10 protein-coding genes, 3 tRNA genes and 1 rRNA gene are annotated in these 15,915 nt (G+C 33.0%); 11 read left to right on the plus strand and 3 right to left on the minus strand.

Annotated elements, in window-relative coordinates:
• Positions 1-76: 76 nt before the first annotated feature.
• The 3 genes from WG945_RS12140 to WG945_RS12150 all read right to left on the minus strand — a co-directional run bounded on the left by WG945_RS12140 (position 77) and on the right by WG945_RS12150 (position 4,511).
• Positions 77-589, minus strand: coding sequence for a hypothetical protein (locus tag WG945_RS12140; protein WP_068449356.1), 513 nt, complete (start codon positions 587-589; stop codon positions 77-79).
• A gap of 171 nt (positions 590-760) precedes the next feature.
• Positions 761-1,423: a polysaccharide deacetylase family protein gene (locus WG945_RS12145; protein ID WP_197482073.1), complete on the minus strand. Its 663-nt coding sequence runs from the start codon at positions 1,421-1,423 to the stop codon at positions 761-763.
• A 10-nt stretch (positions 1,424-1,433) separates the two neighbouring features.
• Entirely contained in the window at positions 1,434-4,511 is a 3,078-nt protein-coding gene (locus WG945_RS12150) for a DUF2723 domain-containing protein (RefSeq protein ID WP_068449360.1), read from the minus strand.
• A 171-nt stretch (positions 4,512-4,682) separates the two neighbouring features.
• Here WG945_RS12150 and WG945_RS12155 point away from each other — a divergent pair.
• From WG945_RS12155 to WG945_RS12205, 11 genes are all read left to right on the plus strand, one after another.
• Positions 4,683-4,754: transfer RNA gene (locus WG945_RS12155), tRNA-Gln, on the plus strand.
• A 487-nt stretch (positions 4,755-5,241) separates the two neighbouring features.
• Positions 5,242-6,222 carry a tetratricopeptide repeat protein gene (locus WG945_RS12160; RefSeq protein ID WP_068449362.1) on the plus strand — a complete coding sequence of 327 codons (981 nt, stop codon included), beginning with the start codon at positions 5,242-5,244 and terminating at the stop codon, positions 6,220-6,222.
• Positions 6,223-6,234: 12 nt separating this feature from the next.
• On the plus strand, positions 6,235-6,528 hold the full coding sequence (locus WG945_RS12165) for a hypothetical protein (RefSeq protein ID WP_068449364.1): 294 nt from the start codon (positions 6,235-6,237) through the stop codon (positions 6,526-6,528).
• 13 nt (positions 6,529-6,541) lie between these two features.
• Positions 6,542-6,730 carry a helix-turn-helix domain-containing protein gene (locus tag WG945_RS12170; RefSeq protein WP_068449366.1) on the plus strand — a complete coding sequence of 63 codons (189 nt, stop codon included), beginning with the start codon at positions 6,542-6,544 and terminating at the stop codon, positions 6,728-6,730.
• A gap of 568 nt (positions 6,731-7,298) precedes the next feature.
• The gene (locus WG945_RS12175; RefSeq protein ID WP_157603591.1) at positions 7,299-8,057 is read left to right on the plus strand and encodes a hypothetical protein; all 759 of its coding nucleotides are present in this window, start codon (positions 7,299-7,301) and stop codon (positions 8,055-8,057) included.
• 209 nt (positions 8,058-8,266) lie between these two features.
• On the plus strand, positions 8,267-10,711 hold the full coding sequence (locus WG945_RS12180; protein ID WP_068449370.1) for a hypothetical protein: 2,445 nt from the start codon (positions 8,267-8,269) through the stop codon (positions 10,709-10,711).
• 63 nt (positions 10,712-10,774) lie between these two features.
• A complete protein-coding gene (locus tag WG945_RS12185; RefSeq protein ID WP_068449372.1) occupies positions 10,775-12,448 on the plus strand; it encodes a T9SS type A sorting domain-containing protein in 1,674 nt (557 codons plus the stop codon).
• Positions 12,449-12,619: 171 nt separating this feature from the next.
• Positions 12,620-12,808: a hypothetical protein gene (locus WG945_RS12190; protein WP_068449374.1), complete on the plus strand. Its 189-nt coding sequence runs from the start codon at positions 12,620-12,622 to the stop codon at positions 12,806-12,808.
• 1,226 nt (positions 12,809-14,034) lie between these two features.
• Positions 14,035-15,552, plus strand: a 16S ribosomal RNA gene (locus WG945_RS12195).
• 84 nt (positions 15,553-15,636) lie between these two features.
• Positions 15,637-15,710: transfer RNA gene (locus tag WG945_RS12200), tRNA-Ile, on the plus strand.
• 81 nt (positions 15,711-15,791) lie between these two features.
• Positions 15,792-15,868 (plus strand) — tRNA-Ala (locus WG945_RS12205).
• The last annotated feature ends 47 nt before the right edge of the window (positions 15,869-15,915 follow it).

Raw genomic sequence — 15,915 nt, forward strand, 5'->3', positions numbered from 1 at the left:
CTATATCTTTTTGCAGAAAAAGCAAAAAGGATGCCGTTTCAATCAGGGCTAGAACTTGGTTGTAGAATTTAAAGATCTATTGCTCTGTGAAAAATTCGTTGAAGCAATTAATTCCACTCAAATCTTTCTCAATTTCTATTTTTTGAGAAGTTGTATTTGCTCTCCAAACTTTTTTAATATTCTTAATTTTTAAACGATCTGTTTTATCAATGATTGCAATAATATTTGTACTATTATCCGTATTTAGATTGCAGTAACCTATGGTTATAGATTCAGTATTTTTTAAGTTAGAAATACTTAAAGTATCTAAAATTTTATAAGTAAGGTTTTTAACGGAATCGGTAGTAATGCCTTTAAATATAACTAAATGTGTCGATTCGTTTTTTAGATGTAGAATTCCATACTTGTCTTCTCTTTTATTTTCATAAATACTGGTATCAGTAACTTTTACATACGCTTTAAGTAGCGATATGTCTTTAAAGTTTCGGGAAGCAGATTCCATTCCAATTATAGAGTGATTTTTTTTGTTTGTTTTATGACCACAACTAACAATCATCAATAAAATTATACTATAGAATGCATTTTTCATGATGTTTGCTTTTAGAATCACTTTTTTGAATTACAAAAGTTATGCCTTTTTTAATTACAAGCCTATTTTTTTATAAAACGTATACCAGATGAGACGTGTATGAAATACAAAAGAAGGGTATTATAAGGTTTGTCAACCCTTAAAAAAAATAGGAATGATACTCTGTAACTTTTATATTGACTTAAATACAAATCCTTTATCAGAAAAATGCTTTAATACTTTTGGTAATGCATATTTCATTCTTTCGGCAGCTTTTACGCTATCATGAAAAACGATAATACTACCGCTTTCAGTATTTTTTAAAACATTCTCTAAGCACTTTTCATTAGAAATAGTCGTGTCAAAATCTGCGGATAAAACACTCCACATAATAATTTTGTACCCTTTTTCAATCAATTTTTTTGCTTGAGACTTTTTTACTTTTCCGTAAGGAGGTCTAAAGAGTTTTAAGTTTTGAGTATTAAGGTTTGAGTTTGCTGCTTTTTTAAATTCTTTATAAATAACATCTTCACACGCTAAAGCATTGTTTACGTATGTGGTTTGATCCGTTTTCCAGCCTTTTAAATGGTTTTGGGTATGGTTCCCAATACTATGACCATCAGTAATAATATTTTGAAAGATTTTTGGGTGATTTTGTATGTTTTTGCCAATACAAAAAAAGGTGGCTTTTGCGTTGTATTTCTTTAATTCGGTTAAAACAAATTGAGTAATATCTGGCGTTGGTCCATCATCAAAAGTGAGAAAAATCTCTTTTTTATCAGAATTAAAACGCCACGTATATTTTGAGAAGAATCTCATCATAAAACGTGGCGTTCTGGGGAAATAATTTTTCATTTATAAAATATTATTCTTCATCTGGCATTAGATGATCAAATAGCTTTACGATAGAAATGAATTCGTTTTGTAAGTCATCTAAATATTCTTTATCAACTTCGCCTGCTTCTGTTTGAGAAATAATGTTTCTGTACATATACAGGGTTGTATCGATGTCGTCAAAAATTAACTCTGTATCATCCATAGAAAAAGTGCTTAACCAGATTAATTTTTCTTTAAAAAGATCTATCAATGTTCTAGCTGTTTCTCTTGCTTTTTTACTGTCTTTTAGACCGTAATAAGCTTCTGGGTATCCCATAGATAAACTATAATGATCAAAGTCTTTAATAGGCATTTTATCTAATGATAAATCTAAAATTTCTAATGCTTTTGCTGTGTCTCCTTCATTTGCGAAAGCTTCAGATAAACGCAATAAGCTATTACGCATAGAAATTGAATTTCTTTTGGTTTGTTCGTCTAAATAAATTTTTCCGTCGTTAATGTTTCTCCAATCCCATTTCTGAACGTTGGTGTACATTTTTTCGGTATCAATTCTTCCCATATCAAACAAGCTCTTATTTGCCATAGGAGTTTTAATAGGAACTAATTTATAAGCCAAACCATCTAATTGTAGGTAGTCTTTTAACCAAAGGTATTCTTCTGGAGCATTTGCGCCACCAGTAAAGTAAATTGGTCTTTCCCAATTGTTATTGGCAAGAATATCTAACATTAAAATTCTATTCTTAAATAAAGCTCTATCATCAATAGTAATATCGATATAAGGCACTATTTTATCAGCATCTTTTTGTGCTACAATTCCGCTTTTTAAGACCGCTTCTTTATTAACAGGAAGTCTAATTTTATTAGTCGGATAAAACTTTTCTTTTTGACCATTTTCTGTTTCTACATAAGTTGCATCACTATCAGAAGCAATCCAACGCATAAAGTTTTTAATAGTCATTACAGAGTCTTTAAAACGTGGATGATCCATAGAATAAGCAACATCTAAAGTTCCGTATTTGTATTGATCGTGTTCTAATTGAGACGGAATAGGTGCAGCCTTATAGGTAGCTCGCTTCATTTGGTCTATGTACCAATCTGTAGCAAATAACGACGTGTTTACTAGTTTTACATCAGTTCTAAAATCTTCCACCTCTTGCATGTACCAAAGTGGGAACGTGTCATTGTCTCCAATGGTAAACATAATAGCGTTTTCATCACAACTTTGTAAATATGCCTTCGCGTTTAAGTGCGTTGTGTATCTGTTAGAACGATCGTGATCATCCCAATTTTGAGAAGCCATTAAAGTAGGTACTGCTAATAGAGAAACCAAAGAAACCGCTATGGCTATTGTTTTCTTATTGCCAAAATTCTTTAAGTATTCATAGAGTGCAAGTACACCAAAACCAATCCAGATCGCAAAAATGTAAAAACTTCCTACCACGGCATAATCTCTTTCTCTAGGCTCAAAAGGCTTTGGGTTTGTATAGAAAATAATGGCAAATCCTGTAAAAGCAAAGAATAAGAAGAGCGTAAAGAAGTTTTCTTTATCCCATTTAATTTGATACAATAAGCCAATAATCCCTAAGATTAAAGGTAAAAAGTAGTATTTGTTTCTTCCTTTATTTTCTAAAACCTGAGAAGGTAAATTCTTTTGAGAACCTAATCTCATTTCATCTAACGCATTAATTCCGCTAATCCAGTTTCCATTAAAAATATCTAAGTTTCCTTGTATGTCATTTTGCCTTCCAACAAAATTCCACATAAAATAGCGTCCGTACATGTAGCCAAACTGATAGCTCATCATAAACTTTACGTTCTCTGCAAATGTAGGTCTACGTTTACTATTTTGTGGAATACCAGCAATAGATTTGTACATTTTTTCTGATGCAGGATTTACCATTCTTGGTATAAAACCTTTGTGTTTATCAGACCAATTAGGTACAACACCTTTGTAGTTATTTACAATCTCGTATCTACCATTTATTTTTTCATACTTAGGTTTGTCATCCTTATAAGGGTTTTTAGCATCTTGTTCTCTATCGTAATTATTAGAATAATACGTGTCATAAAAAACATTAGCATCTCCATATTGTTCACGATCATAATACGCTAATAACTCACGCGCACTAGAAGGGTTGTTCTCGTTAATTGTGGTGTTTGCGTTTGCTCTAATTGGTAACATCATCCAAGAAGAGAAACCAATCATAATAAACAATACAGAAAGGATTAAGGTATTTGTGTGAATTTTATTTTTCTTACGTGTGTAGTTTAAACCTAAGTAAAATAACACAACCAAAATAATTGCAGCAATAATACTTCCAGAATTATAAGGCATTCCTATAGAGTTGATAAAAAATAACTCTGAAGCACTAAAGAATTTTAAAGTAAACGGAAATAAGAACTTAAATACAAACATCAATGCAAGTACAGAAATAATAGTTGCAATTGCAGTTGTTTTTATATTGATGGTTTTATAAGTCTTAAAGAAATATAACATTACAATTGCCGGAATTACCAATAACGAAAGGATGTGAACACCAAACGATAAGCCTACCACAAAACTGATTAGTATTAACCACTTGTTACCTCTAGCTGTATGTAATTCGCTTTCCCACTTTAAACCTAACCAAAATAATAAAGCCATTAAAAAAGATGACATTGCATACACTTCTCCTTCTACCGCACTAAACCAGAAACTGTCTGAAAAAGTATACGCTAAAGCACCTACAACAGAACTTCCTAAAATTGCAATGTATTTTCCTTCAGAAATTTCACTTGTTTTTAAAGCAAGCTTCAAAGCTAAATTAGAAATGGTCCAAAACATAAATAGAATTGTGAACGCACTTGCCAATGCAGACATAAAGTTTACCATTTTAGCAATGTGCGTAATGTCTGTAGTAAACATGGCAAAAAATGCACCTAACATTTGAAATAAAGGTGCTCCTGGTGGATGCCCAACTTCTAATTTAACGGATGTAGAAATGTACTCTCCACAATCCCAGGCACTCACGGTAGGTTCTAATGTAAGATAGTATGTAATTAAAGCAATTACAAATGTTGCCCATCCTAAGATGATGTTCCATTTTTTAAAGTTTGCTGATGTCATAGTTATTTTAATAATATGTGGCGAATTTACTAATAAATATGAATTAAATTAGTTTGGGATTGGTATTATAACTGATAATTTCATCTTAAATGTTTGTTAAATGTAAAAAAAAATAAAAAAAAGTTTGCAGGTTCTAAATAAAGGTTTAAATTTGCACCCGCATTACAGTATTGGCCTATGGTGTAATTGGTAACACACCGGTTTTTGGTACCGACATTCAAGGTTCGAGTCCTTGTAGGCCAACTGCAAACCCTTTTAATCATTTGATTAAAAGGGTTTTTTTATTTTATACCATTTTGTGTGTCGGTAATTGTGCCGGTATCTCTTTCTTTTCTTTTGACTTTTACTATTTTTATAGCAAAAGTATTATTGGTACTAATACTGATGATTTCTTTTTTAAATGCTTTCTCGTTGCTGTTTTTTACGTTTTTAAAGAAAGGAGGTTTTATTCTTTATAGAAATATTTTCTATTCATAATTTAGTTTGATGATAGTGCTGTTTTGTAGTTTTATTGAGTGAGTCTATTTTCTTGAAAACAAACCTAATTAATTCTAAAAAAAAATAGAAGTTTTAAAAGGAAGTAGTTTGTATTTGTAATCTGATTTTATATTTCAAATTAAATAATTATTTTATCTTTATACTTCAAAATGAGTATGTTTCCTGTCGATTCGTTTAATTACCTCCTTGTAGTCATTTTTAGGGAAACTAAAATTAATAATTTTTAGTATAAATGCGTTTTTTACTTTTATTTTTAATCCCTCTTGCTGCTTTCTCTCAAATAGAGAATCAATCTCAAAAATTTGATTCCATTTACTATCATATTGCTATAAATGTTTCTTCTGCGAATCCTGTTAAAGCAATTCATTTAGCAGATTCCCTGTCTTTATATGCTGCTAACAAACAGCAAAAAATAAAATCACTGATGCTTATTGCTGATATTTTAGCAAAACAAGAAAAAAGGGGAGAAGCGATTATTAAAGCGTTGTCGGTTTTAGAAATAGTAAAAGAAGCAAAAGAGTATGTCTTGTTAGCTAGAAATTATGGTTTTTTAGCTACGCAGTATCGGATGATTGGTTTTTTAGATAAGGGGAAAAGTTTTTTAAATGAAGGAATAAAAGTTAGTCGCCTTTTTTCTGATAAAAAACAAGTGGTCAATTATATTGCTATGTGCAATCAGGAACTCGCTGAGTTTGCATTAGTGGAAAAGGATTATAAAAAAATGATAGAATATCTGCAGTTGGCAATGCTTACGTTTGAAAAAGAAGAAAATTTACAAGCTAAATATTTTGTGATGGCTAATGCAGAAGAAATGTTAGGGCGTTCTTATTTATTTTTAGGTGATGTTGATCAGGCTATATCTCATTTTTCTAAGGCCAACTTTTTTATAAATGATGCTGGTGCAGGCAATACGATATGGGCATCTTTAATTTATCAAAGTTTAGGTAATGCTTTTTTAGAATCTAAGAATTTAGATAGTGCTGGTGTTTATTTAAAGAAGTCGCTTTCTGTTGCTAAAGATAGCAATCATGGTTCTTTAAAACAACGTGTGTTTAGAAGTGTGTCTGAATATTATTATCAGGTAAAAGAGATAGATAGTTTTACTATTTATAATTCTAAATATAACACTCAGTTAGCTAAAAATACAGCAGAAAAAAGATTGATGATAAATACTGCTTATAATTCGTTAAATGAGCGCCCAGAAGAAAAATAATCGAACAATAAAATGTATGTTGTAGCATTTATAGTGTTGCTTTCTGCTTTAGGTTTTTATTTTATCAGAAAAAAAGCAAATACAACTGAAGATAAGGATCTTGTTGATGTTGGTAATAAATCATCAGATTTTACAATTTCTCAAAAGACAGAGGATTACCTTGAAACCAAATTAAAAGAGTTTGAAGAATCTGATCTGTTTTTAGATAAGAATATGTCTTTACCTAAATTGTTAGGCTTGTTAAATATCAATTCTAAATATTTTAGAAGGTTTCTTAAGAATAACAAAAAACACAGATTACAATAATTATATTATTAGGTTGAGAATATATTACATTAAAGAAAAGTTAACAACAGATAAAGAGTACTTGAATTATAAAATTAGTTATTTAGTGGAAGAGTGTGGTTTTTCTTCTCATAGTAAATTTTCAGCAAGCTTTAAAAGTGTTCTTGGTGTTAGTCCTTCAGAATTTATTCATAAACTTAAAGATGCTGCTGTTTCATCTTAAAAAAAAAGTGTTTCAATTAATCTAGTTACACAAGTTGTTTTTATGCTAATTTTAGATAGAAACAACTTTTCTGGTTTGCTATGGTTTTTAGAATTCTTTATCGTCATTTATAGTACTATTTTTTCTTCAAAATAATGGTTAGCTATTTAGTTATTGCTACGTTATTTAATTTGTCTTTTTAATCTTAGAAAAGATTCAAGTCTTCATTTTTTATAAATAAAATAGCTATTAATAGTGCTGTAGTTAATTTCTTGCTACAAATAGGTAATCATTTGTTTATTAATTGTTTGTAAGGTGTCTGTTTTACGGAAAACAGCTATTCTGTAGGTTTGTAACAAGCAGATGGTGCTATACTTTTGCGTAAAGTTTTTTTTTAGAAATAATTAAATACAAAAATTTATTACCCCTTCAGCCCCATGGTGTTCATGCAAGCAAACGAAGTGTTGTTTCATTTTAAAATGCTATAGGGGTTGTTTGGAGGGGGAATCAGAATAAAAACACAAGAACAGAAAAATCGCAATTTCATTTTGTGATCTAAATTTTACTATTGAGTTAAAGAATGATTTTTATGAAAAATATTTACGCAATACTTTCTTTTACATTTTTAATGGCAATTACTTTTTCAGAAGCAACTTATGCGCAGTGTACTAGTTGTGATGTTTCTGATCCTAATATAGCGCCAAACACAGCTTATACATTTGCTGCTGGTAAAACAACATGTTTTACTGCAGGTACCACAACAATTAATGGAGATGTTTCATTTGGTGATGGAGGTTCTATTTGTGTTGGTTCTAATGCGACATTAATTTTATCTGCCAATAATTATTCTGCAATTAATTCGGGGACTTTTGCTATAGGCGTTCAAGGAACATTGAAAGTAAATCAAAACCCTACTTGGTCGGGTGATATGGAGGTAACTATTGCTGCTGGTGGAAAAATGACTGCAAATACATTAACCTTAAATGGCGATGTAATGAAAGTTACTAATAATGGTGTTTTTGAACCTGGAACATTACAGTTTTCTAACGCGAATGCAGTAATTACTATTGAGAATAATGGTAGTATGGTTGTTACTAATAACCTTAATGTTAGTAGTGGAGTTGCTCGATTTATAAATTCTGGAGACCTTATGATAGAGGGTAATTACAATTCAAACAATGTTTCTTCATATATTAATTGTGGAATATTTAATGGGAAATTTAACCTTAATAATGGAGGGCAAGTAATTAATACAGGAACGTTTACTACGGAGCAAATAGATTTTGGAGGGCAAACTCTAAAATTAGTAATTATGGAACTTTTAATATTGAAGGAACCATTAATATAGGAGGAGGTACTATTTATAACCAAGGATCGGTAATTGTTAAAAAAGGTGCTCAGGGTATTGCACAAGATGGAAATCTTATAGGGCCTTCAGATTCAAGTCTTCAAGGATATTTTGAATGGGAAAATCTAAGAAATGCTAACAATGGTATTGTTGGTCCAAATTTAATTTTCACAAACCCAAATAAAGGAGCAGGTACTACTATTGATGATATGCTTCAAAATTATGGAAATTTAACAATAGATTCTAGTGTTACTTATGGAGGGGCAGCGCCAAACATAAATGCAACGAATTGCCCAGATGCAGATGGAGGTGTCACGTATTCTGGTATTATTTTTAATGACACGAGTTATAATAATATTGTAGATGGTACAGGTGTGGGGGCTCCTGTTGCTACACAATTATATCTAAATGTTGTTGATGCAAGTAATAATGTAATTGGTGTTGCTTCCGTAGGTAATGATGGTGGGTATACAGTAACTTTAGAGGATGCTTTGGTTGATTATACTTTTCAGTTAAGTAAAAACCAAGGAACAATAGGTAGTGTGGCTCCTGCAATTGCTTTACCAAGCGGTTGGGAGTACAGAAATGAAGGTTTTGGTCCAAATGCAAGTAGTGATGGAGTTCCTAATGGAAGTTTATTTGTACCTAGTTTAAGTTCAGGTTCCATTGATTTTGGTATTAACAAATCAAATTCCTATTGTACAGATGGGGCTAGTACGGATGGTATACCAACTGTGTCAGATTCTGACGGTGACGGAATAAATGATATTTGTGATTTAGATGATGACAATGATGGGATACCCGATGTGCTAGAAAATGATTGTAGTGCTGAAAGTAAAACAGAATTCATAGAGATATATAATGAAGATTTTGGAACAAAATCTGATGGTGTAAGTGAAGATTCGAATGTGGTATTTAATGCGAGTTCTAATTCGCATCGTTTTGATGCATCAAACCCCAATGATGGTTTTTATGCGGTAACTACTTCAGGTGACCAAGGAAAGTACTATGCAAAAACAAACTTAACTGGTAATAAAGACGCAAATGGTAATAGTAATGTTGCAAACATAGGAAATGGCTCTACAGATGGTAGGTTTTTGGTTATTAATATTGATTCGCCCAATTTTACAGACAAAGCAATCTATAGGATAGATGATTTATCTGTAGTAAATAATCAGTTTTATAGGTTTAGAATCGATGTAGCTGGTCTATGTGATAATTGTAATGATACCCCAAATTTTAGACTTGTAATTGAAGATGCAGATGATGGTAGTGAGTTAGCGTCTACTACGTCTTCAGAATTAGGTTTGGAAAATGATGATGTTTGGAGAAGAATTATATTAGATTTTGAGGCGACTTTAACTTCAATAAATATTGTAATTAATAATTTTCAACCAAATGGTGGTTCCGGAAATGATGTAGGTATAGATAATATTGTTTTGTATTCTATAGATTGTGATAGTGATGGAGACGGCATCCCTAACCGTTTAGATTTAGATGCAGATAATGATGGAATTCCAGATAATATAGAAGCACAAACTACAACAGGTTATGTTGCGCCTTCGGGAGTAGATACAGATAATGATGGTTTAGATGATGCTTACGATCCAGATTGTACTGGATCAAACTGTTCTGGGGTTACCGGAGTTCTTATTGTACCTGTAAATGCAGATAATATTGATGCTCCAGATTATTTAGATTTAGACTCAGATAATGATGGTGTTTTTGATGTTGTTGAGTCGGGAAGTGAGCTACCAAATGATGGTAATGGAGTTGTAACTGGTAAGTTAGGAGGCAACGGTTTGGTAGATGATATAGAAGCAGACAATATAGATCAAGGTTATAGTGATGTAAATGGTGAATATGACAATACACAAACAGATAATTTTACTGATACCGATAAAGATGTAAATGATTTAGGAGATCTAGATTATAGAGATGTGCCAGATCCAGCAGCTGTTATGATTACACAAGTGTATCAATATGGTACAGAAAGATGGATTGAAATTACAAATTTTAGCAATTCAGATATTCCTGCAAATACCATTAAAATTCAATTGTATAAAGATCAAACAGAGGATCAAGCTAATTTTGTACCAAGTGTTTCTTATACAGTGGGTACAGTGTTAGAAGCGGGTAAATCTGTTTTATTTAAAAATTATAATAATTCGATTATTACGAGTGCAGAAATAGCGTCTGATGCAACTATTGTGGTTCACAATATGTTAACAGATATTGAGGGAGAAGATGATGTAATTACACTTTCGGTAGCAGAAGGAGTTTATTCATGGGGAAATAAATATGACGTTATTTCAGATATTACAAACAAAACATCGTTTGTTAGAATAGATGAAACGTTAACACCAAACAAAAACTACAATGCGGATGAATGGGTGGTTTTTATAGATGATGAAATTGCGCCTTATCAAGCTGTAAATAATCTTGGGAGTACTAAGGTTGTTACAAGAAGGCACCCTCAAGATCCCTTAATTTCAGAAATCAAAACATCTAATGCTGATGCAAATACTTTGTTAGGTTTACATAGAATAAATAGTACTACTTCAAGTTCTAATAGTAGTACATGGACAAATGGGTTTCCAGACAGATCTCGTTTTGTGGTAATTGATCAAGATTTTGAACATACAGGTAATTGATTAAGTGCAAGAAAACTAAAAGTAAATTCAAATGTTAACTTAACGGTAACGAATCAGTTATTAGTGGTTACTAATAATCTTATTTTAGATGGTAATATTCGTTTAGCAGGAACCTCTCAATTAGTGCAAACGCATACAGGTACTAGTACAGTAACAGCTATAGTTGTGGGTAAAGTAGGTAGATTATTAGTGGAACAAAATTCAGAAATACCTAGTTTGTATAGATATGGATATATGAGTTCGCCAGTTAACTCAGGGGTAAATACATATACAATAGAAGGTGTTTTAAAAGATGGTACTATTCCGTTAGACGCTACATCTAAAATAGGAACTACACTTGCAAAAGATATTAAATTTACTTCAGGTTATGATGGTGCAATTACAGATCCTATTTCGTTAGCAGACTATTGGGTTTATACGTATGGTACAGGGTCTAACGGACGATCTAATTGGTTGCATAAATACAAATCAGGATTGATTGCGCGTGGAGATGGTTATATTTTTAAAGGACCAGGAAGGCCTCAGAATTATACTTTTGTAGGTACGCCTAATGATGGAAAATTTAATACTTCTAAATCTGTAAATGCAGGTGAGGATTATTTAATAGGGAATCCTTTTCCTTCGGCAATGAATGCTAGAAAATTTATGGAAGATAATGAAAGTGTTATAGAGCAGACACTTTATTTCTGGGAACATCAACAGAGTGCAAATGGAGAAGGAGTCGGTATAGATGGTCATATTTATGGTGGTTACGCAACTCTAAACTTAACGATGGGCTTAGCTCCAAATAGTGCAGTTCCAAGTAATAATAATAACGGTACTTATGGTTTGGGGGGTGATTTATCTATTTATAAAGCACCTAAACCTTACATTCCAATTGCGCAAGGTTTCTTTGTGGAAGGAAGTGCAACGGGAGGGAGTATTACTTTTAATAACAGTCAAAGAGCATTTGTTACTGAAGAAGGAGAAGAAAATGCTGAGTCTGTGTTTTTTAAAGGAAGTAGAAAAAGTAGGGTAGATAAAGCAATAACTACAAGTAATTTATTGCCGATTATTAAATTAGGGTTTGAGTATAAAAATGCAGAAGAATTGTTACTTCACCGCCAAATAGGAATCTCTTTTCAAGAAATAAATTCATTTGGATATGATAAAGAGGCAGACTCTGAGGTTTATGGAGTTGATGTAACAGATATGTATTGGAAATTTTCTAATGATGATAGAAAATATGTAATTGCAGGTGTGCAAGCAATCTCAGATGACTTAGAAGTTCCTTTAGAGATTACAATGGGTTATTCTGGTGAGGTAGGTATAATGATTGATGAAAAACAAAATGTTTCTAGAGATATTTATATTACAGATAAGTTAAAAGGAGTTTCTTACCGTATTTCTGATGAAAAAATTACGTTAACATTAGGCAAAGGTGTTTATTCAGATCGTTTCGTACTTGCTTTTAGAGAAAGTGATGTACTTAGTTTAGAAGAAGATGTTTGGTCCAATGGCCTTCATATGTATTCGGATAATGAAAATCATCATATTGTGATTTCTAAAAACTTGAATGTAAACCTCTATAAAGTTGAGCTGTTTGATATGTTAGGTAAAAAAGTAAGTCTTTGGGATATTAAAGAGCAGAAAACTTCTTATCAATTAGAGATTGAAAAGCAAATTCCAGTAGGTGTATATGTTGTAAGGTTAAATACTGATCTCGGTATTATAAATAAGAAAGTTGTAGTAGAATAAAAAAGTAGAGATAGTTTTTTCTAAGAACACAAAAACGAATAGAAATAAGGCTGTAATAGAAAAGATTGATTAAAGGGTTTTTAAGTAAGTTTCTCCTTTTAATTGTAATTTTTAGTCACATCCCCATGTAGCTAAACTCTTTTCTATTGTGCCTTCTTTAAAAGTGAATATATGATTTTTTTACAAGTACCCCCAGTAATGGGGCCTCCACCTCCTCCAGGACTTCCTATTGATTCAAGTGTAACTATATTATTGATTATTGCAATTGTTTATGGAGTATTAATTATTAGAGGAAAATTAAGTGAGCATCATTTAAAAAATTGTCCTATTTGTAATTCAAAAAAAATTAATCGATTATAAAAAAGTTCTTTTTATAAAGGAATGCCTATTCTTTCAAAAAAGTATGAGTGCAATAAGTGTGAAAATTTATTTGTAATACTACTATTCTCGAAACAGAACCGTAAAGAACTTTTTAAAATTAAAGGTAATAGATAAGTTGAAACTGTATAAAACAAGATAGGCGATAGTTTCATTTAACAGTGTTAATATGGAGAATTGATATTTATTACTGAAGAGCTAGCGGTTCATTGTTAAAATAATATTCTGTCGGATATTCTTTTTATTATGAGTGATGTTTAGTTTGGAGAAGCGCAAAAAGAGATGCTATTCTAATCCATAATAATACATAGTATTCAGATTAATCCTATTTTTTTAAGAATGTTACCTTATATATAAGAGTCTATCTAATTCGTATTGTAGGAAGATTTATTATGATAATAGTATTCCAAATACCTTCATGCTTGTTAGTTTAAGTGATTTTTTACCCAAAAAACGCTAATGAGAATTAGTTTAGAATAAAAAAAATGATTTTTCTAAACGAGAAAACACATTTCAAACACCATTATTCTAAGAATAATCAATCTTTGATTAAAAAGGACAGGATTTAAATGCCTATTTCCGCAAAAAATTAACCTCTATTTTATATAAAACAATTTACCAAAAACTACGCTCCACTTTAAAGTCATCATAAAATACTAAAACTTACAAATAATATCAAAAAAACAAGTGTTATAAAATATTCAAAACAAGTACGTTAAAGTGAAGTGTAAAATTAAATTAAAATAAGTGTAAAAAAATAGTTGTTAGATTAAAAATGAGTTGTAAGTTTGCACCCGCTAACGGATATAGTAGTTTGTTAGTTTCGTTCATTAAAATTTGCTTTAAGTCTTTAGAGAACTTTATTAAGAAGGTGTTAAAGATTTAATCTTAGGTTTAAAAACAAGTAAAAAAAAAGTTTATTTTTTTATTGTCAGATTAGAAATAGTTTGTATGTTTGCAGCCGCTAAGAAATACAGCGAAAAAAGATTAGAGAAAATTTGGAATGACTATTAAATAAGTCAGTTAGTTCGATTCTAACGTTTCTACAAATTGAATTTTAAATACCTGTTTAAATACAGGGAGTGCAAGATTTAAGAAGTTCATTGAAAATATTGAAATTGACAGCGTAATTAAAGAGTAGAATAACCATGTTTAGATTTATTTAAACAAATTCTTTTGAAACTTATTCATTATAATATTTACAATATACAATGAAGAGTTTGATCCTGGCTCAGGATGAACGCTAGCGGCAGGCTTAACACATGCAAGTCGAGGGGTAACATTGTGCTTGCACAGATGACGACCGGCGCACGGGTGCGTAACGCGTATAGAACCTACCTTTTACTGAGGGATAGCCTTTAGAAATGAAGATTAATACCTCATAGTATTGAGACTTGGCATCGAGTTTTAATTAAAGATTTATTGGTAAAAGATGGCTATGCGTCCTATTAGTTAGATGGTAAGGTAACGGCTTACCATGACTTTGATAGGTAGGGGTCCTGAGAGGGAGATCCCCCACACTGGTACTGAGACACGGACCAGACTCCTACGGGAGGCAGCAGTGAGGAATATTGGGCAATGGAGGCAACTCTGACCCAGCCATGCCGCGTGCAGGAAGACTGCCCTATGGGTTGTAAACTGCTTTTATACAGGAAGAAACACTGGTATGTATACCAGCTTGACGGTACTGTAAGAATAAGGACCGGCTAACTCCGTGCCAGCAGCCGCGGTAATACGGAGGGTCCGAGCGTTATCCGGAATCATTGGGTTTAAAGGGTCCGCAGGCGGTCAATTAAGTCAGAGGTGAAATCCCATAGCTCAACTATGGAACTGCCTTTGATACTGGTTGACTTGAGTCATATGGAAGTAGATAGAATGTGTAGTGTAGCGGTGAAATGCATAGATATTACACAGAATACCGATTGCGAAGGCAGTCTACTACGTATGTACTGACGCTGAGGGACGAAAGCGTGGGGAGCGAACAGGATTAGATACCCTGGTAGTCCACGCCGTAAACGATGGATACTAGTTGTTGGGCATTAGCTCAGTGACTAAGCGAAAGTGATAAGTATCCCACCTGGGGAGTACGGTCGCAAGACTGAAACTCAAAGGAATTGACGGGGGCCCGCACAAGCGGTGGAGCATGTGGTTTAATTCGATGATACGCGAGGAACCTTACCAGGGCTTAAATGTAGTATGACAGGACTAGAGATAGTTTTTTCTTCGGACATATTACAAGGTGCTGCATGGTTGTCGTCAGCTCGTGCCGTGAGGTGTCAGGTTAAGTCCTATAACGAGCGCAACCCCTGTCGTTAGTTGCCAGCATGTTATGATGGGGACTCTAACGAGACTGCCTACGCAAGTAGTGAGGAAGGTGGGGATGACGTCAAATCATCACGGCCCTTACGTCCTGGGCCACACACGTGCTACAATGGTATGGACAATGAGCAGCCATCTGGCAACAGAGAGCGAATCTATAAACCATATCACAGTTCGGATCGGAGTCTGCAACTCGACTCCGTGAAGCTGGAATCGCTAGTAATCGGATATCAGCCATGATCCGGTGAATACGTTCCCGGGCCTTGTACACACCGCCCGTCAAGCCATGGAAGCTGGGAGTGCCTGAAGTCGGTCACCGCAAGGAGCCGCCTAGGGTAAAACTGGTAACTAGGGCTAAGTCGTAACAAGGTAGCCGTACCGGAAGGTGCGGCTGGAACACCTCCTTTCTAGAGAAAGATGGTGAGTTACAAAAAAAGGTCATTTTTACTCTTTGCTGTTAATTTTATAATATAAGTATTTTAAGCTATTATAGTCTCGTAGCTCAGCTGGTTAGAGCGCTACACTGATAATGTAGAGGTCGGCAGTTCGAGTCTGCCCGGGACTACAAAAAGCAAAATACTAAGGAAATTCTGGAAGTAAGAGGATTCTACATTCATAATTTAGGATTTATTCTGAATTTCATAATGGGGGATTAGCTCAGCTGGCTAGAGCGCTTGCCTTGCACGCAAGAGGTCATCGGTTCGACTCCGATATTCTCCACCAGGCAATGCCTGGAGATGATGTATATTATCTCTAGATTATTGCAGGAG

Origin of the sequence: Polaribacter atrinae, assembly GCF_038023995.1 — a bacterium.
In the GTDB taxonomy this organism is placed as follows: domain Bacteria; phylum Bacteroidota; class Bacteroidia; order Flavobacteriales; family Flavobacteriaceae; genus Polaribacter; species Polaribacter atrinae.

Bases quoted from the DNA above. Each gene is read 5' to 3' on its own strand.
- WG945_RS12140 (WP_068449356.1), bottom strand. From the start codon at position 589: ATGAAAAATGCATTCTATAGTATAATTTTATTGATGATTGTTAGTTGT.
- WG945_RS12145 (WP_197482073.1), bottom strand. From the start codon at position 1,423: ATGAAAAATTATTTCCCCAGAACGCCACGTTTTATGATGAGATTCTTC.
- WG945_RS12150 (WP_068449360.1), bottom strand. From the start codon at position 4,511: ATGACATCAGCAAACTTTAAAAAATGGAACATCATCTTAGGATGGGCA.
- WG945_RS12160 (WP_068449362.1), top strand. From the start codon at position 5,242: ATGCGTTTTTTACTTTTATTTTTAATCCCTCTTGCTGCTTTCTCTCAA.
- WG945_RS12165 (WP_068449364.1), top strand. From the start codon at position 6,235: ATGTATGTTGTAGCATTTATAGTGTTGCTTTCTGCTTTAGGTTTTTAT.
- WG945_RS12175 (WP_157603591.1), top strand. From the start codon at position 7,299: ATGAAAAATATTTACGCAATACTTTCTTTTACATTTTTAATGGCAATT.
- WG945_RS12180 (WP_068449370.1), top strand. From the start codon at position 8,267: ATGCTTCAAAATTATGGAAATTTAACAATAGATTCTAGTGTTACTTAT.
- WG945_RS12190 (WP_068449374.1), top strand. From the start codon at position 12,620: ATGATTTTTTTACAAGTACCCCCAGTAATGGGGCCTCCACCTCCTCCA.